Here is a 17,889-nt window from a genome sequence, read left to right on the forward strand (position 1 = left end):
GAAAGCTCAGCCAAGCTCCGCAAGCACCTTCGCAACGATTCGGTCCACGGACAATCCGTATCGTTCGTGCAGCGTGGGCAACGCACCGGCGTCGAGGAACTGGTCGGGAAGCGCGATGGGCACCACGCGCTTGCCGAGACCGGCGGTGACGACGGCGGAGGCAACAGTTTCGAACAGGCCGCCAACAACCGTGTGGTTTTCCAGAGTGACGGCCAGCCGGTCGGTGTTCAGCTCTGCCAGTACGGTGGCAGAGTCGAACGGCTTGATGGTGGGTGTGTGCACCACGGCGACATCCACGTTGTGCTTCGCCAGGGCATCTGCCGCCTGCAAAGCACGCATGGTCATCAGGCCGGAAGAAACGAAAACAACATCTTTGCCACCGCGCAGGACCTTGGCCTTGCCCAGCTCGAACGTGTAGTCGTACTCGTCCAGGACGGTGGGCACGTTACCGCGCAGCAAGCGCAGGTATGTTGGTCCGTCGGAGGCCGCAAGCTGCGGAACGGCCTGTTCGATGTCGACGGAGTCGCAGGGATCCACGATGGTGAGGTTGGGCATGCCGCGGAAGATCGCCATGTCCTCGGTGGCCTGGTGGCTCGGTCCGTACCCGGTGGTAAGGCCAGGGAGCCCCCCGATGATGTTGACGTTGAGGTTCGGCTCGGCGATGTCCAGGCACAGGAAGTCATACGCACGCCGTGCCGCGAACACCGAGTAGGTGGAAGCGAATGGGATCAAGCCAGTCTCTGCCATCCCTGCAGCGGCGCCGAAGAGGAGCTGCTCGGCCATGCCCATCTGGAAGAACCGCTCCGGGAACGCCTTGGCGAAGATGTGCATGTCCGTGTACTTACCAAGATCCGCGGTCAGACCCACGATCCGGGAGTCGGCTTCGGCCGCCTTGACCAGCGCATGCCCGAACGGGGCGGAAGTGGTCTTCTGGCCGGGATCGGCGAAGGACGCGATCATGGCCGAGGTCTTCAGCTTCGGTTTAGCCGTCGAGGCGGCGGCCAATGAAGCAGCGGCACCGGCCGCCGTCGTAATTGTGCTCATGCTGAAGCCGTCCCTTCGTATCCTGCGGTCAACTGTTCGCGGCAGATCTGCCACTCGTTTTCTTCGATGCGCATGAAGTGCGCTTTCTCGCGGGTCTCCAAGAGCGGCGCGCCGCGACCTACCTTGGTGTCACAGAGGATGACCGAGGGCCGCCCGATCGGCGCCGCCAGGGCAGCGATATTGTCGAACGCTCCCAGCAGCGCACTCACGTCGTTCCCGTCCACGCGCTGGGTGTACCAGCCGAACGATTCCCACTTTTCGGTGACCGGTTCGGTGCGGAGCACTGTTTCCGTGGCCCCGTCTGCTTGGAGGGCGTTGATGTCTACCATGGCGGTCAGGTTTCCGAGCTGGTGGTGGTGTGCACCCATGGCGGCTTCCCAGGTGGAACCCTCGTCCAACTCGCCGTCGGACAGAAAGTTGATCACCCTTGACGTTGAGCTCTGAAGACGCAGGCCCAAAGCCATTCCGACGGCAACCGTCAGGCCGTGTCCCAGCGAACCGCCTGAGATTTCCATGCCCGGGGTGTAAGTGGACATACCCGACATCGGCAGGCGGGAATCATCGGAGCCGTACGTTTCGAGCTCGGCCACCGGAACGATTCCAGCTTCGGCCAGCGCTGCATAGTGACCAATGGCGTAGTGCCCGGTGGAAAGAAGGAAGCGGTCACGTCCTTCCCAGCGCGGATCTTCGGCGCGGTACGTCAGCTGATCGGCGTAGACGGCGGCGAACATATCGGCCGCACCGAGGGCCTGGCCGACATAACCCTGCCCTTGGACTTCGCCCATATTCAGCGCGTGATGACGGATGCGGTAGGCGGCGGCGCGGATGCGGTCCACACGCTCGGGCGTAGGAGTGGCCACTGCCACTTCGACTGAAGAGAGAGTCATTGGTTTCCTTCCGGAGTCGGGCGCGTGCTGATGGGGAGAACGCGCCTGACGTCGATGGCTGCTTAGGCGTTTACCGTCTGGGGAGTTTTGCTGGCGGCTTCTTCAGCGAGAGCACGCTCGCGCTTTCCCCAGGTTTCCCGGGTAATCAGTGCCGCCCACAGGCCGATGGCTGCGTAGATGCTGAACAGCAGGGCCGGCCCGATCCATCCCATGCTGACGAACAGCAGGGTGGTGATGAAGGGGGTGAAGCCGGAGACCATGGCGGAGATCTGGTAGGACAGCGAGGCGCCGGAGGAGCGGGTCTTGGCCTGGAAGAGTTCCGGGAACCAGGCACCCTGGGCGCCGGCAAGGGAGTTCTGGCAGACAGCGTAGGCGATGACGATGGTTGCGATGATCAGGAGGAAAAGGCCGGTGTTGACCAGCATGAACATCGGGATGCCGAACACAACTGCGAACGCTGTGGACCAGATGTAAACAGGACGGCGACCAACGCGGTCCGTCAGTTTGCCCCAGAAGTACGTTGCGAAGATACCGATGCCGGCCGCGATGCAGAGCGCCACCAAGGTTTCGGTCTTGTCGGCCAGGTTGTTGGTGTGCAGGTAGGAGATCATGTACGTCACGGACACGGCGTAGCCGGCAGTTTCAGCGATGCGGAGGCCGATGCCGCGGACGATGTTGCGCCAGTCGGTCTTGATGACCTCGACGATGGGGGACTTCACGATGTCGCCCTTGGCCTTCACGTCCTCGAATACGGGGGACTCGGGAACCTTGGAGCGGATGATCAAGCCGACAGCCACAAGGACAATGCTCGCGAGGAACGGCACTCGCCAGGCCCACTCACTGCCGAGGCCCACGCTGCTGAGGAAGACAAGGTTGGCGAGCAGTAGGCCCACCGGGAAGCCGGCCTGCACGATGCCCGTGAACTGGCCCTTTTTCCGCCACGGTGCGTGCTCGTAGCTCATCAGGATGGCACCGCCCCATTCAGCACCGAAGGCCAGGCCTTGAATGATGCGGACGAGAACCAGCAGTGCGGGAGCCAGGAGGCCCACTTGCTGGTAGGTGGGCAACAGGCCGATGGCGAAGGTAGCAAGGCCCATCAAAATGAGCGATGCAACCAGGACCGGCTTGCGGCCGAGCTTGTCGCCGAGGTGGCCACCGATGATGCCACCCAGCGGACGGGCAGCGAAGCCGACGCCGAGGGTCGCGAAGGAGGCCAGGGTGCCCGTTACCGGGTCGGCACCCGGGAAGAACGCCGTACCGAAGTACAGTGCTGCGGCGGTGCCGAAACCGATGAAGTCGTAGGTTTCGATGACTGCGCCAACGCCGGAACCGACGGCGACGCGCTTTGCTTCCTTGGTTCCATGAACCGGACCACGCATGGTCAGAGCTTCATTGCTCATGTGTGTCTTTCCCTTTCAAGAGTGCGGTGCTTCTTCGGCAACCCCACTGTCGACAGTCAACATAATACGTCAACTGTGACCGACGACACCAGCAATGTCAACAGTCAACCTCGGGGGTTGACTGTTGACAGTCAACCTAGCTAACGTGGTCTCCATCACTAAGGTCCCTCTCTGGCGAGGGCCTCAATTTGAGGATCAACGACGATGTTTCATCAACGACTGGGCTGTTCGTCCATCAGCTTCCGCCACCAGGATCTGGCCACTGCCCTGCACACCATGCGTGGACTCGGTTTCGAGGAAATCGATCTCGGCGCGCTCCCCGGCGTCTGCGACCATGTGCCCTACGTACTGGACGCCGAGGCTGTGGAGGCGGTTGCCGCCGTCGTAAAGAGCTCGGGAATGCGGGTCCGCTCAGTGAACGGCGACGTCGGCGACCTGAACGCAACGCTCGACGCCAGCGCTCAGGAAGCGCGCGAAGGGCACCTCGAGATGCTGCTCACCCTGGCCGCCAGGACCGGCGCGAGGGCGCTCGTCCTGCCGTGCGGGGCTATCGATCACGAGCCGCTGCGGAGCCTGGATGAGGACCTGGACCTCGTGGCCGCCCAACTGATCAGTGCCGATGGCCGCGCGGCGGAGTTCGGCGTGGAGCTGTGGACCGAATCCCTGCACTACTACCGGCTGTGCTGGAACACTGAGCGTGCACAGCTCCTCGCCGACCGCGTTGCCGGTTCCGACGTCGGAATCGTCATGGACTTCAGCCACATCGTCGCTTCCGGTGGCGACCCCGTGGACTTCGTGGACCGTTTCGCCGGCCGGATCAAGCACGTCCACCTGCGGGACGCCGTGGCGGCAACCGTCTACGAGCCAGGGAACATCAACCTCAGCATCGGCAATGGCGAGGCCGACTTCGCCGCCGGACTCGCAGCACTACGGAGCGTTGGCTACACCGGCCACTTCTCCCTGGAACTGGAAACCCGGGACGTTACCCACGACGAACGCCCCGCCGCCGCAGCCAAAGCGGCCAGCTACATCTCAGACCTCATCTAAACCTCGTTACCTCATATTCAAGGAGCACCATGACCACCATCCAGCGCACCGCCGTCCTCACCGGAGCTACCTCAGATCGCGGCATCGGCCTGACCACCGCCCGCCGCTACGCCAACCAGGGCTGGGGCATCGTCATCCTGGACCTCGACGGCGAGAAGTCCGCCAAGGTTGCCGCCGAGATCGCCAACGAATTCAACGTTCCGGCCTTCGGTTATGAGATCGACGTCGCCAACGAAGCCTCCGTCACCGCAGCGCAGGCCGCAGTCGCAGCAGAAGTTGCCGCCGGAAACCTCCCGCCCGTGGGCGCCCTGGCCAACATCGCCGGCATCACCTCCCCTGTTCCTTTCCTGGAAACCACGCTTGAGCTGTGGCACAAGGTCATGGACGTCAACGCCACTGGCACCTATCTCGTCACCAAGGCGTTCCTGCCTGACATGATCGCCAACGGCTGGGGCCGCATCGTCAACATGTCCTCGGTCTCCGCACAACGCGGCGGCGGCGTATTCGGCAAGGTTCCCTACTCCGCAGCCAAAGCCGCCATCCTCGGCTTCACCAAGGCACTCGCCCGCGAAATCGGCGAAACCGGCGTGACCGTCAACGCCATCACGCCCGGCGCCGTGGACACCAACATCCGCGTCGGCAGCACTGAAGAGCAGGAAGCCGCCATCAACGCCGGCATTCCCTTAGGCCGCAACGCCACCACGGAGGAAGTAGCCGCCGTCATCACGTTCCTCTCCTCCGAGGACTCCGCGTACCTCACCGGTACCACCATCGACATCAATGGCGGCAGCCACATCCACTAAGTCCCTCCCCCAGTCCGAAATCCAGAACCAGGACCCACCTTGACAAGAATCTTCAACGATCCCGCCGACTTCGCGGACGAAGCCCTCGCCGGTTTCTGTGACGCCCATTCGGACCTCGTCCGCCAGGTTGAAGGTGGCGCTGTCCGCCGCAGCCGCCCGGCAACGCCGAAAGTCGCCGTCATCGCCGGCGGCGGCTCCGGGCACTACCCGGCCTTCGCCGGCATCATCGGGCCGGGCTTCGCTGACGGTGCCGTGGTGGGCAATATCTTCACCTCACCTTCCTCGCAGCAGGCCTATTCCGTGGCCAAGGCTGCCAATTCCGGAGCCGGCGTTGTGTTCACCTACGGCAACTACGCCGGGGACGTCATGAACTTCGGCATGGCCAGTGAACGACTGAATGCCGAGGGAATCGCCACGGAAAACGTGCTTATCACGGACGATATCGCCAGCGCCTCCCTCGATGAGATCGAGAAGCGCCGCGGCATCGCCGGTGACTTTGTGGTGTTCAAGGTCATGGGAGCAGCGGCCGAAGCCGGACTGGACCTGGACTCCGTGGTTCGCTTGGGGCGCAAGGCGAATGAGTTTACGCGGACCATTGGCACAGCCTTCAGCGGCTGCACCTTCCCCGGCGCCGATCAGCCGTTGTTCCGCCTTCCCGAGGGACAGATGGGCCTGGGCCTTGGTATCCACGGCGAACCGGGACTGTTCGATACCGAGCTGCCGTCCGCCGTCGAGCTTGGGCAGGAACTGGTGCGCCGCGTGCTCGCCGAAACGCCGGTGGGCGCCTCCACCCGTCTCGCCGTGATCCTCAACGGTCTGGGTTCCACGAAGCACGAAGAACTGTTCGTCCTCTGGCGCACCGTGGCTCCGCTGCTCCGCGAAGCAGGCTATGCCTTGGTGATGCCGGAGGTGGGTGAGTTGGTGACCAGCCTGGACATGGCCGGCGCATCGCTGACGCTGACGTGGTTGGATGACGAGCTGGAACAGTACTGGACCGCTCCGACGCTGACGCCGGCCTACCGCCGTGGTGCTGTCGGGTTCGACGTCGCTGCTTCTCACGCGTCCGAAGCTGAGCTGCACGCCGTTACCGCTGCCAACTACTCCTCCACAGACGAGTCCCGCGCTTATGCCTCACAGTGCCTTCAAGCTCTGGACACGACGGCGGCGCTCCTTCGCGATTGCGAAGCGATGCTGGGCGACATGGATGCGATTGCCGGCGACGGCGACCACGGCCGCGGCATGGTTCGTGGATCCGCGGCGGCCCTCGACGCCGCTACCGTTGCGTTCGAACGCGGCGCGGGTGCCGGCTCGCTGCTCGCAGCTGCCGGGGACGCGTGGGCAGACAAGGCCGGCGGAACGTCCGGCGTGCTGTGGGGCGCGGGACTGCGCGCCTTTGGCGAGCGGTTGGGAGATGCAGAGACCCCGACGCCGGATATCCTCGCCCAGTCTGTTCGAGCGTTCGCGGACCGGATCTCGAACCTTGGAAAAGCCGAGATCGGCGACAAAACCATGATGGATGCGCTGCTGCCCTTTGCATCCTCATTTGAAGACCGCGTCCTGCCGGGCGCTGCTGCCGAGGACGCCTGGGCAGCCGCTGCATCGGACGCTACGGAGGCGGCTGCGTCGACCGCAGGGCTTCGTCCCCTCAAGGGACGCGCCAGGCCGTTGGCCGAGAAGAGCATAGGCACGCCGGATCCCGGCGCGACGTCGCTCGCCATGGTGTTTGCCGCCGTCGGGCCTCACTTCACCGCAATTCCCGTTCCCGCCGCAGCAAGCAATTAGGAGAATTTCCATGCGCATCATTGTGGGCGCCGATGAAGCCGGCGTCGATTACAAAGACCGGATCCTGGCGGACCTCGAAGCTGACTCCCGCATCACGGAGGTCATAGATATAGGCGTGAACCGCGCGGATGAGGACTTCAACAGGCCGTACCCCTACGTTGGCATCGCGGCAGGCGAAATGATCCGCGAGGGCAAAGCTGAGCGTGCCATCCTTTTCTGCGGCACAGGGATCGGCGTGGCCATCGCGGCCAACAAGGTCCCGGGGATCAGGGCCACAGCAGCACACGATTCGTTCTCCGTGGAACGCTCAATCCTGTCCAACGACTGTCAGGTCCTCACCATGGGACAGCGCGTTGTGGGCGTGGAGTTGGCCCGTCGCCTGGCCAGGGAGTGGATCGGCTACGCATTCGACCCCGCGTCCGGATCAGCGTCGAAGGTGAAGGTGCTCAGCGACTTTGAGGGCTGCTGAGAACCTCTTGAAGGGCGTTGCGTCGGCGGCGTATTCTCCACGAACAGGCAATTGGGTGTCCTGGCTTCCGTCTGGAGGACGCGCTCATGAATCTACTGAGTCAGGTTCTGGCCGGCGCTACTGCGCTGGCACTGATCAGCGTCGGCTTGATGGAGATCTTCCGGCACGGTGATCAGCGTCTGCACCGGATTTTTCTAATCGAACCTCAGGATGTTCGTGCCGTTCGCATGTGGGCAATGAACGTTGGCGCCTACAACGTAACCTTCGGGGTCGGCATTGCCGTGGGTTTGTGGATGGTGAATTTCGGCAACCCGGCCGGCGGGGCAGCTATCGTCCTTTTTTGCTGCGCGAGCCATGTATTTCTGGGTTTCTGGCTGTGGGTCACGGAAAAGCGCCTGCTTCTAAGCGCTATAGGGCAGGCACTCTTTCCAGGCCTTGCCGTAATTTTCTACTTGTTGCTCGGCTGAACCAGCCCAGCCGAACCAGCCTGTCGAAACCGAACACCCCAGCCCTCGCCCTCGGGTTGTCTAGAGTGTCAGGCATGTCTACCACCACGTGCTTCAAGCGACCGGACACTCGATGGCTGAACTGATCCTGCTCAACGGCCCGCCCGGAATTGGAAAATCGACCCTTGCCGGAATGTACGCGGATGGCCATCCCGGTGTCCTCAACCTGGACGTCGATAAGGTTCGCTGCATGATCGGAGGCTGGGAGGAGGACTTCCAAGCTGCCGGGAACCTGGTGCGTCCCATAGCGCTCAGCATGGCCACTACGCATCTGACGGCTGGGCACACCGTGATCATGCCGCAGTATCTCGACTCCGGAGATGAAGTGTTGTTGTTCCGTAGTGTTGCGGAGGAGGCGGGCGCCCGGTTTAGGGAAATCGTGCTGATGGACAGCCGCGAGGCCTCTGTTGAGAGGTTCTATTCCCGCAAGGACAGCCATGATCCCTGGCATTCCCGCGTCACCGCCATTGTGGAACGAGGTGGAGGTTCGCGCCTGTTGGAGTCGATGTATGAGGACCTCGCCATCGGCCTTAATGCCCGTTCAACTGCCACCACAATTGCCAGCCGTAGAGGTGAAATTGAGGAGACCTACGAGAGCCTGGTGGAGGCCCTGGACCTGACCGCTCAATAGGGACACCAAAGAGGGCTCTACCGGCGGATGAGTCAGTGCCGGCAGAGCCCTTTGCTTGTAACTACTTGATGAGCGCTGCGGCTTGATCCAAGAGTGCACCGGCTGCTTCCGGCCCACCTGCTTCGCCGTTATTGCCGGATGCTGTGGCGGAGATCAGCACACCGTCCTTGATCGCATTTGCAGTGAATAGCGTCCCTGTTCTTCCGTCAGGGAAGGCCATAACGGTCTTGAAACTCACCGTTCCGGGTACGGAGCCTATGCCTTCCGCCTTCTCGGTGGTAGCCGTTATCGATTGCCCCTCGGCGGAGATTGTCATTCTCCCGCATGCCTCTACCTGGGACTTGCTTGTGTCCAAGCTCGCCTGCAGGACATCGCGTTCCACGCCGGAGGTTAATGCCACAGCGGTCATGAAATCGCCGGTTTTGGCCCGGACCGTGCCTGCAGACGTCGACCCCGCGATGGGCTGGTACACGCCGAGTGTGCCCAGATCCTTGCAAGTTGTCGGTTCAATGGCCGCTTGAGTCAGCGCCCGGAGGGGATCGTACTGAGCTACCAACTCTTGACCGGAAACTGCAGCACGGGTGCTGCCGTCGGCAGCCTTGATCTGCTTGGCAAATTCCACGAGCTCTTCAGTCGAATACTGCTTAGCGGGGGTCGGCGTTGCTGTCGCAGTCTCGCTCGGCGGGGCCGATGATGGTGCCGGGGTACCTCCACCGCATGCCGTCAGAGCCATGGCTACCAGCGCCGATCCCGCAAATCCGAGCAACAAATTCTTCTTCACTTATTCCCCCAATAATCTCCGTGATGCGCCCGCGGATGCGGACCAAACAACCCTACTGTCCCGGTTCCTCTATCCAGGCCAGGCCACGCAGTCGGCTAGAAGCCGCCACCACCGGCACCTGTTTCGCCAGCCATGTTGGCAAAGCGTGAGTAGTGGCCCTGGAAGGCAACCACTATGTCCTTGGTGGGACCGTTACGGTGCTTGGCGATGAGAATGTCTGCCTCCCCGGCGCGGGGCGATTCCTTGTCGTAGACATCTTCGCGGTGCAGCAGGATGACCATGTCGGCGTCCTGCTCGATGGAGCCGGATTCACGGAGGTCGGACACCATGGGGCGCTTGTCCTGGCGCTGTTCGGAACCACGGTTCAGCTGTGACAGTGCGATGACGGGAACCTGCAGCTCCTTGGCAAGCAGCTTGAGGGCGCGGGAGAACTCGGAGACTTCCTGCTGGCGGGATTCAACTTTTTTACCGGAGCTCATGAGCTGGAGGTAGTCGAGGATCACGAGTTTGAGGTCGTGCTGCTGCTTCAAGCGGCGGCACTTGGCACGGATTTCCATGAGGGACATGTTGGGGCTGTCGTCAATAAACAGCGGAGCATCGTTCATGCGGCCCATGGTGGTGGCGATTTTGGACCACTGCTCGTCCTTGATGGTGCCCTTGCGCAGATCCTGCAGGCCAATGGTCGCTTCTGCGGAGAGAAGACGCATGGCGATCTCGTTCCGGCCCATTTCCAGGGAGAACATAACCGTGGCCAGGTTGTTCTTGATGGCCGCAGATCGGGCAAAGTCCAGCGCGAACGTGGACTTACCCACCGCAGGACGGGCCGCGATAACAATCATCTGGCCGGGGTGGAGTCCGTGCGTCAGCTCGTCCAGCTCGTAGAAGCCGGTAGGAACGCCCGTCATGCCTTCGCCGCGGTGGCCAGACGCTTCAATCTCATCCACAGTGGACTCCATGACGTCCTTCAACGCCACGTAGTCCTCGGCAGTCCGCTTCTCAGCTACCGCGTACACCTCGGCCTGGGCCTGGTTGACGAGGTCTTCCACTTCGCCGTCCTGCCCGTAGCCCATCTGGACGATCTTGGTGCCGGCGTTGACCAAGCGGCGCAGCACTGCGCGTTCCGCAACGATCTCGGCATAATAGCCGGCGTTGGCCGCGGTGGGGACAGTCTGGATGAGCTCGTGGAGGTAGGCCGGACCGCCGATCCGGTTGATCTCACCACGTTTGGTCAGTTCATCTGAGACGGTGACGGCGTCGGCAGGTTCGCCACGGCCGTAGAGATCAATAATGGACTCGTAGATGGTCTCGTGTGCTGGACGGTAGAAGTCGTGCCCACGGACGATTTCGACTACGTCGGCGATGGCGTCCTTGGAGAGCATCATGCCGCCGAGCACTGACTGTTCAGCAGGGATGTCCTGCGGAGGTTTCCGGCTCGAGTCCGAAGCGCGTGAGCCCTCGATTGAGTCCAAGTGCGTAACTGACAAAGCCGTCCTCCATTTGTGTACCGCTGCAGGGTGTACTTCCTGGCGGCCCGTAAAGCGCAGTGTGGCTATAAGGTCCGCCTGGTGCATCCCACGATGTCAGGCAGGTCCGACAGAATAGCCATATCCACAAGTTATCCACAGTCGGTTTCGTGGACCCGTCACAAGCAGTGACTTTATGGGAGTCCGAGAAACCCAGCGCGGGATATTCATGCCCAAAATGGACACTTCAGACACGTTACAGCAGGCGCCGGATACCCCCTGTGGAAAACCTGTGGAATACAAGCTCCACGTTGTGCACAGACTGTGCGTTACCCTGTGGATAGAGAAATTCTTTTACGGGAAAATAGCCTCTGACCTGCGGAAACACTCTTCACAAGCTGTGGACCCAAGAAAGATTTGCGCGGAACTAATCCACAGAGGCCGCATCCCGCTGCGTCATCCGCACGCGGAAAATCATGCTAAACATGCCGAAATTGTGATGCATCTTACAGATGGGGCCTTAATTTGACACATCTCTCTCAGAAGCCTATGCCGGAAGTGGAATGTGCTGTGGATAACCAACTTCTGGCATAAGCTCTAAGCATGGGGATGAACATTGGTGACGTACTGACGATTGTCCTTCCGCTTCTTGTCCTGGTGGGCCTGCTGTGGGCACTCACTGCGGCCTTCAAACCACGCGACACAGGCCTCTCGGACGCCGAGAAGTATCAGCGGGAACTAGCGGCACGTTCCGCTGCGCACCAAGCGTCCCAAGTGCAGGAAGCGCTGGCCCTCCGCGCTCGAATCGAAGCCACTACCAAGCCGAGCCAGAACGTGGCCAGCCAAAGGGAACAGGCCGAGAACGCCAGGACCCCCATCCAAGCCCAGACAGGGCGCCCAGGCGGCCAAACGGGACATCAGCCCGCCGTACTTCCCAATGGTCAGCTGAACCCGCAACTCGCCTTCGAGCTACAGAACCTGGTCCGGAGCGGGAAAAAGATCGAGGCCATCAAAGTCCTGCGCCAAGCCACCCACTCAGATTTACTTACCGCCAAGAACTACGTAGATCGGCTCTGACAACGCCATGGATTCCATCCTCATCCCGCTCCTGATCCTCATTGCGGTCATTGCGGGCGTGCTCCTGCTTATTCGCTCCTTCACCAAGCGCTCGACTGAAAGCAAGGCCAGCATCGCAGCGGCGAATGCACCCAAGGACCCACTGGAGCTGGCACAGGAGTCCGCGGCCAAACTCAACCAGGAGCAGCACCGGCAGCTTTACTCGCTCATTGCCCAAGGACAGGGCATGGCGGCGATCAAGCTTTACCTCCAGGCGACTGGAGAGGGCCTACGGGCCTCGCGCAACGCCGTCGGCGCTCTCGCGGCGCACCCCCAGCCGTTCACGCCAGAGGCCACGCCCAGAGACTTGCTTGCCGATGACGACGACGAACCCGAGCGCTTCCCCTACAGGTATAGGGCGATCGTCAGCAAAGGCGACGTCACCCGGGAAGTGAGCAGCAACATGCTCAACGACGAGATCTACGGACGAATCCGGACGCTGGCAAAAAGCGGGGACGTTGAGGGCGCGGCACTTGCTTTGACGCGCCACTCAGACATCAACATCAAGCAGGCCCGCGAGTTCATCGAGCTCTTGGACGACTAAATACTAGAAGTCGAACAAGTCGCCCAGGAAGCCTTCCTTCTTCTTGCGCTTGCGGCCGTACTGGTCGCGATCGTAGCCGTCGCGGCGATCGTTGTCCCTCCGGTCGTAGTCGCGCCTGTCCCTATCGTCGTACCGCGGCTGTTGAGGCCGCGACTCAAAGGGATTGTAGATGGGTGGCGGCGCGATAGGAGGCTGGGACGGCGCGGCGGCGGGCCGGGCCGGAGCTGGGATGGTTTCCGCCGCGACGCGATCAATGATCTTGTCCAGCTCCCCACGATCCAGCCACACACCCCTGCACTGCGGGCAGTAGTCGATCTCCACGCCGCTTCGTTCGCTCATCACCAGGTCAATGGAATCCACAGGACACTTCATGGTTGCCCCAACGATCGGACCGTGTAATAAGTTCGCCCTATCTGCCTGCTGAGATTCCGGCAAGCAGCTGTTCGAATGGCAGCGACTCAAGCGAGTCGTTCTTGCGGCGTGGCTGCGGCCCGCTCAAGAGCTGCACGAGTTCACCTGCAGCCCGGTCTACGCGCACCGAGAGGGGCGAGGCGCCGTCGTCGGTATTTCCCCAGTCCTGTGGCCCCGCGAAGACGCCGGTAGCCGCGATCCTGGTGCGCAAGTAGCTGAACAGGGGACGCATTGCGTAGTCGAGGACCATCTGGTGGCGGTCGGTGCCGCCCGTAGCGCCAAGCACCACAGCCTTGCCTTCCAACGACTTCGGGTCCAGGACGTCGATGAAGGACTTGAACAGGCCGCTGTAGGACGCACTGAATACTGGGCTGACTGCGATGATGGCGTCGGAATCCTCGACGCCTGCAATCACGTCCGCGAGGCGCGGTGCGGCATAGCCGGTGACGAAGTTGTTGGCGATGTCCACCGCGAGATCGCGCAGTTCAACAACGTCAATCTTCGCGTCGTACCCTGCCGCGCGCAGTTGCCGCTCAGCGGAGGCGGCCAGCTGGTCGGCCAGCAAGCGGCTCGACGACGGGACGCCGAGTCCGGCGGAAAGTACGGTGATGCGGCGGGTTTCCATGGCATTCTCCTGTTGCTCGTTCATCCAGCTTACATGCGTTTGCATCTAAATCAATGAACAGGGCCGCGCTCCGAAGTATTCCCGGAAGAGCCTGGCGCCCCTACACCCGGGCCAGGAAGGACGCCGTGGCTGCGGCGATCTGCCCTTGAGCCACGTCACGGCCGACAGTGGGTTCACCGTCGCCGGGCTGCGGTCCATAGTTCCCGAAAAACGCATGATTGCCACCTCGGATCTCGACGAACGTGGCATTCAATGGCAGCAAGTCGCGGGAAGCGTCGATCTTAGCTGGCGTACTCAGTCCGTCTTCGGACCCCGAGATGGAAAGGACCTGCAGCCCCGCGCGGTCGCGCATCGAGTCCAACGGGTAGGAGGCGTAGAGGAGCAAACCGTCCACGTCCGGATTGCCCAACGCGAAGGTGCTCGCGCTGACTCCGCCGAGCGAATGACCTCCAACAGTCCACGAGGAGATTTCAGGGTGGTCAGTCATGACCCCGCGGGCCTGATTTCCGTCCAGCAGGCTAAGGTTCAGAGGCGTCTTGAGGATCACCACGAGGGCCCCGGCATCCACTGCCGGCTTAAGGATGTCCGCATACGCGCGCGCTTCAACGCGGGCACCCGGATAGAAGATCAGCCCCTCGGTGGCAGACGCCCCATCCGGAGCCATGGTCATGGCCGTCGGCGACTCCGTCATGGAGCTCGCCGATCCGGCTTCAGCCCCAACGCCGGCTTGGTATGCGAAGGGATTCAGCCACACCAGCATGGCCACGAGGCCCAGAACGCCGGCGCGCCCAAGCCACGCTCCAACCGCCCTCACAACCGAACGCTTACGGAGCGCGTCACGGCGGCGCCACAGCAGGACACCCCAAAGAGCTCCGACGACGGGGGCCGTCACCAACAGTGCAGGCAGGAGCGGATGACCACGCAGCACCGCAGGATTGCCAATCAGCATCCACGCCGGAACAAGGACCAAAACCCCGGCGCATACGGCCGAAGCCCAGAAGACAACGGACTGGCGCGCGGCAGGAAGGGCCTCAGGGGAGGAAGTCATACAGCAATAATAGTTCCATCATGGAGATACTTTGAATTACCCTGCCTTGCTCCCGGCAATTACTGCCTCGGGGCGTGCGTGGAGAGGAAGTCGAATGTCTTGTCCCGCGCCTCGCGCGCCTCGTCGAAGTTCAGGTGGAACTGGTACTCGTGCGGCAGTTCAGGCTCGTGCGTAGCCGGCCAGAAGAGCTCGGTCACCGGGACTCCCGCGTCCTTCAGCCGGTTGCTGTAGGGAACAGACTGAAGCCAGGTGAGACCGTCGCCGTTGCCGCCGCTGATGAACGTCGGCGGGAAGTCGTCGGTCACGAAATCGATGGTTGACATGGTCGCGCCAGCGTACGTAGCAGACCAATCCTTCGTGCCCGTGTATGCCCACAAGGACGTCTTGAAACCCCAGGCGACGATTCCGCTGAGGTCCGCCATGGCCCGAAGGTCATAGACACCGCAATGCAGGATGGTGGCCGCCAGCTCCGACTTCTGTAGGGCAGGCTGGATTCCCATCAGGTTGGCGTACTCCGGATTAACGGTGAGCGTGGTCATCTGGCTGGCAAGCTGCGCACCGGCAGAGTCGCCAGCCAGGACGATGCGGCTGGTGTCCACGTTCAGCTCGGCGGCATGGGCCTTGATATAGGCAAGGGCTTCATTGATGTCGCCCACAGCCGTGGGATAGGTGGCCTCGGGGGCAATTGGATAACTCATGCCAATGGTGGTGTAGCCCTCGGCCGCAATGATCTGGAGATAGGGATTCACATCTCGCTGTGCCCCGGAAATCCAAGCACCGCCATGAATCCACACCACGGTAGGAAGCGGCGCAGTAGTGCCGGCAGGACTGAAGACATCGAAGGTGGAACCGGGTTTGTACACGACGCCAGGCTGGGTTTCGAGTGGTGTATCCGGAACGTACGGCGTCATTTCGTCGATGGTTGCCTGCGCCCCTCGCTCAAAAACACTTCGGATCAGCATGGCCGAAGGCCATGGCGTTGCCGAAAGCGCCAGGGCGACGATCAGCACCAGCAAAATCGCCAACTCGAGTTTGCGTTGCCGCGTAGACCGCTTCCTTTGGGTCTTCGAGGGCAATCCCTTTCGGGCCGGCCCACTCTGCCTCGTGCTCGCTTGAATTGATTCCAACGGCCCCATCACACACTCCCCCGGTCGGCGCATCTGAGGACCATGCTAAGGCTGAAGAGCGTCCCCGAGGGTCAGGACAGCGGCCGCGCCGCCTGCAGCAGGACCCCTTCGCCGCCGTCGAACGTTACCGTGTGAAAACCGGGTCCCCGAGCTACCTCAAGAAATCCCCACTTCCGGTGCAAAGCAAGCGACGCCGCGTTTTGCGCGTTGACCACAAACCAAGCGCGGTCAGCCCGCTCCCAAATCCACGCCATACGGGCGCCCGTCAGTTCCGCGGCTACTCCAAGGCGCCGAAAATCCGGCCGCACGGTGACACCGCCCAAGTAGTGACCGGCCAACGCAGGGCCGTCGTCATAGTCCCAGTGGTGGGTTTTGGCCCAACCCACGACGCCGACCCCTCCTCCCGCATTCGCGTCACCTTGCGCTTCGGCGACGACGACGAGACGTGCGGGGTCCGCGACCGCGGCACCGATACTCGCGGCGAACCGCGCGGCGTCAGGGGGTGCCGTGCGCCCGGCATCCAGATCCGCAGCGAGGATGCCAGATGCGTCGACGGGGCGGGCGGGCCGGATCACGAAGGTCATGTCCTTGAGTCTAGTTTCCAAAAAGGCTTGCATTATGAGTTCAAACTCATAATATGGGATTAGAGATGTGGCCTGCCTCACGATGCCCGCATCAGATTCAGCCTTCAAAGTGGAAGGCCCAACGATCGGATTTCCCCATGTCAGACATTGCTGTTCTGATCAACACGGCTGTGGCGGTCCTGGCCGCTGTCCTGTTGATCGTCCGCTTCCGGGTCAACCCGGTGATTTCCCTGATTCTCGCGTCCGTTTACCTTGGCCTGGCTGTGGGCCTCGGCGTTGAGGAAACCGTCAAAACCATCACCGGCGGTTTCGGCGAAATTATGGTGGACGTCGGCTTGCTCATCGCTTTCGGCGTCCTGATGGGCTCCATCCTCAATCAGAGCGGCGCGATCCGCAGGCTCGTGGAACACCTCCTCAAAACGTTCGGCCCCAAGCGCCTCCCCTACACCATGGGCCTGGCCATCGGAACGGTTCTGCAGTCGATCTTCCTCGACGTGTTACTGGTCATTTCGGCTCCGCTTGCCCGCAAGTTGGCACCGAAAATCGGCAAGCTCGGCACGGCACGAATGGCTACGGCCATGGCTATTGCGCTGGAATGCGGCATCGTTTTCACCGTTCCCGGCGTCGCCTCTCTCGCGCTGGCCGGCCTCCTGAATGTGCCGCTCGGCAAGATGCTGCTCTTCGGCTTGCTCCTTGTGATCCCTACGATCATCATCTCGATTGCCATCATGACGTTCCTGTTCCGTCGCGGATTCTGGAATGAGGCCAAGGACGAGGACCACACGTTCGTGGCTGAGGAGGACAGCGAAGGCGAGGAACCCGCGGACAATGGCCTGGCATCGACGCCGACCACCAACAGCGAACGTGGCACTACGGCATCAAGCGCCCAGCCTGCCGGCGCAAGTGTCGCCGTCGTCGAACGCGAGCGCAAAGAAGCCCCACTGCTCCTGCTCTTCGCGCCGCTGCTGACGTCCCTGCTACTCATTGGTGCCGGGGCCATCCTGGAGATCTTCGAGATTCAGCTCCCTTGGCTGCAGCTCCTCGGTGAGCCCGTGATTGCCCTGCTGATCGGCCTTATCGGCACCTGCTTGGTGACCCGCGCGGCTATAGGACAGAAAAAAGTTGAGGAGGCCATCGCGGTCGGTTTCAAGGAAAGCGGTCAGATCCTGATCCTCACCGGTGTGGGCGGATCGCTGGCCGCAACGGTCGCGGCTGCTGGTCTGGGTGACATTCTGGGCGGATTCTTCTCCGCGAGCACGGTGGCCCCGCTGCTGGTGGTCTGGGCAATCGCTGCAGTGCTGCACATCGCCGTCGGGTCCGTTACTTTGTCTGCCATCACGGCGGCCGGTCTGCTTGCGCCCATCGCTCCAGCCATTGGACTTGATCCTGTACTGCTGGCCCTGGCGGCAGGTGCGGGATCGCTCTTCATGGTTCACGTCACCAGCAACACGTTCTGGCTCCTGCAGTCACTTTTGGGCCAGAGTGTGAGGGGTGCACTCAAATCGGTCACGGTGGGAGTGTCCGTAGCCTCCGTGGTGGCGATCCTCCTGATCCTGCCCATGAGCCTGCTGTTCTGACCGGCCCCCCGCTTACCGCCTACCCACCACGCACGAAAGAAGAC

At 62.1% G+C, this 17,889-nt stretch carries 19 protein-coding genes; 9 read left to right on the plus strand and 10 right to left on the minus strand.

All coding sequences use genetic code 11. The features are described 5' to 3' along the window. Positions 1-6: 6 nt before the first annotated feature. The 3 genes from KCX59_RS21715 to KCX59_RS21725 form a co-directional block, all read right to left on the minus strand. Positions 7-1,044, minus strand: a complete 1,038-nt coding sequence (locus tag KCX59_RS21715; RefSeq protein WP_179017983.1) for a transketolase family protein — start codon at positions 1,042-1,044, stop codon at positions 7-9. After that, positions 1,041-1,931, minus strand: coding sequence for a transketolase (locus KCX59_RS21720; protein WP_179017984.1), 891 nt, complete (start codon positions 1,929-1,931; stop codon positions 1,041-1,043). Before KCX59_RS21720 ends, KCX59_RS21715 begins: the two co-directional genes overlap by 4 nt. Positions 1,932-1,993: 62 nt before the next feature. Continuing rightward, a complete protein-coding gene (locus KCX59_RS21725) occupies positions 1,994-3,331 on the minus strand; it encodes an MFS transporter (protein WP_091464125.1) in 1,338 nt (445 codons plus the stop codon). A 204-nt stretch (positions 3,332-3,535) separates the two neighbouring features. Between KCX59_RS21725 and KCX59_RS21730 the strand changes: the two genes are divergently transcribed. The 6 genes from KCX59_RS21730 (at position 3,536) to KCX59_RS21755 (ending at position 8,569) form a co-directional block, all read left to right on the plus strand. Then, positions 3,536-4,378, plus strand: a complete 843-nt coding sequence (locus KCX59_RS21730; protein WP_179017985.1) for a sugar phosphate isomerase/epimerase family protein — start codon at positions 3,536-3,538, stop codon at positions 4,376-4,378. 29 nt (positions 4,379-4,407) lie between these two features. After that, on the plus strand, positions 4,408-5,181 hold the full coding sequence (locus KCX59_RS21735; protein ID WP_179017986.1) for an SDR family NAD(P)-dependent oxidoreductase: 774 nt from the start codon (positions 4,408-4,410) through the stop codon (positions 5,179-5,181). Between the two features lie 39 nt (positions 5,182-5,220). Beyond that, the gene (locus KCX59_RS21740) at positions 5,221-6,963 is read left to right on the plus strand and encodes a dihydroxyacetone kinase family protein (protein ID WP_179017987.1); all 1,743 of its coding nucleotides are present in this window, start codon (positions 5,221-5,223) and stop codon (positions 6,961-6,963) included. Between the two features lie 10 nt (positions 6,964-6,973). After that, on the plus strand, positions 6,974-7,432 hold the full coding sequence (locus KCX59_RS21745) for a ribose-5-phosphate isomerase (RefSeq protein ID WP_218649410.1): 459 nt from the start codon (positions 6,974-6,976) through the stop codon (positions 7,430-7,432). 86 nt (positions 7,433-7,518) lie between these two features. Beyond that, a complete protein-coding gene (locus KCX59_RS21750) occupies positions 7,519-7,899 on the plus strand; it encodes a DUF1304 family protein (protein ID WP_179017988.1) in 381 nt (126 codons plus the stop codon). A gap of 112 nt (positions 7,900-8,011) precedes the next feature. Further along, entirely contained in the window at positions 8,012-8,569 is a 558-nt protein-coding gene (locus KCX59_RS21755; protein ID WP_179017989.1) for an AAA family ATPase, read from the plus strand. A 61-nt stretch (positions 8,570-8,630) separates the two neighbouring features. Here KCX59_RS21755 and KCX59_RS21760 read toward each other — a convergent pair whose 3' ends face one another. Both KCX59_RS21760 and dnaB read right to left on the minus strand, forming a co-directional pair. Next, positions 8,631-9,350, minus strand: a complete 720-nt coding sequence (locus tag KCX59_RS21760; protein WP_370629204.1) for a hypothetical protein — start codon at positions 9,348-9,350, stop codon at positions 8,631-8,633. Between the two features lie 95 nt (positions 9,351-9,445). Then, complete coding sequence (dnaB, locus tag KCX59_RS21765; RefSeq protein WP_017197290.1) at positions 9,446-10,834, minus strand: replicative DNA helicase; 1,389 nt, start codon at positions 10,832-10,834, stop codon at positions 9,446-9,448. A gap of 588 nt (positions 10,835-11,422) precedes the next feature. On the opposite strand from dnaB, the gene KCX59_RS21770 reads away from it, so the two are divergent. Both KCX59_RS21770 and KCX59_RS21775 read left to right on the plus strand, forming a co-directional pair. Beyond that, complete coding sequence (locus KCX59_RS21770; protein ID WP_091464138.1) at positions 11,423-11,890, plus strand: hypothetical protein; 468 nt, start codon at positions 11,423-11,425, stop codon at positions 11,888-11,890. A gap of 7 nt (positions 11,891-11,897) precedes the next feature. After that, complete coding sequence (locus KCX59_RS21775; protein ID WP_179017990.1) at positions 11,898-12,473, plus strand: hypothetical protein; 576 nt, start codon at positions 11,898-11,900, stop codon at positions 12,471-12,473. 3 nt (positions 12,474-12,476) lie between these two features. Here the strand turns inward: KCX59_RS21775 and KCX59_RS21780 are convergent, their stop codons facing one another. The 5 genes from KCX59_RS21780 to KCX59_RS21800 form a co-directional block, all read right to left on the minus strand. Further along, the gene (locus tag KCX59_RS21780; RefSeq protein ID WP_364308550.1) at positions 12,477-12,833 is read right to left on the minus strand and encodes a zf-TFIIB domain-containing protein; all 357 of its coding nucleotides are present in this window, start codon (positions 12,831-12,833) and stop codon (positions 12,477-12,479) included. 49 nt (positions 12,834-12,882) lie between these two features. Beyond that, a complete protein-coding gene (locus tag KCX59_RS21785) occupies positions 12,883-13,509 on the minus strand; it encodes an FMN reductase (protein WP_179018105.1) in 627 nt (208 codons plus the stop codon). Between the two features lie 100 nt (positions 13,510-13,609). Further along, complete coding sequence (locus KCX59_RS21790; RefSeq protein ID WP_179017991.1) at positions 13,610-14,557, minus strand: alpha/beta hydrolase; 948 nt, start codon at positions 14,555-14,557, stop codon at positions 13,610-13,612. A gap of 59 nt (positions 14,558-14,616) precedes the next feature. Next, a complete protein-coding gene (locus tag KCX59_RS21795) occupies positions 14,617-15,582 on the minus strand; it encodes an alpha/beta hydrolase (RefSeq protein WP_256871498.1) in 966 nt (321 codons plus the stop codon). Between the two features lie 173 nt (positions 15,583-15,755). Further along, the gene (locus tag KCX59_RS21800; RefSeq protein ID WP_179017993.1) at positions 15,756-16,268 is read right to left on the minus strand and encodes a GNAT family N-acetyltransferase; all 513 of its coding nucleotides are present in this window, start codon (positions 16,266-16,268) and stop codon (positions 15,756-15,758) included. Between the two features lie 137 nt (positions 16,269-16,405). Here KCX59_RS21800 and KCX59_RS21805 point away from each other — a divergent pair, with 137 nt between their 5' ends. Then, positions 16,406-17,845: a GntP family permease gene (locus tag KCX59_RS21805; RefSeq protein ID WP_178994593.1), complete on the plus strand. Its 1,440-nt coding sequence runs from the start codon at positions 16,406-16,408 to the stop codon at positions 17,843-17,845. Positions 17,846-17,889: the final 44 nt, after the last annotated feature.

Source organism: Paenarthrobacter nitroguajacolicus, assembly GCF_051027655.1.
GTDB classification, from domain to species: Bacteria; Actinomycetota; Actinomycetes; order Actinomycetales; family Micrococcaceae; genus Arthrobacter; species Arthrobacter nitroguajacolicus.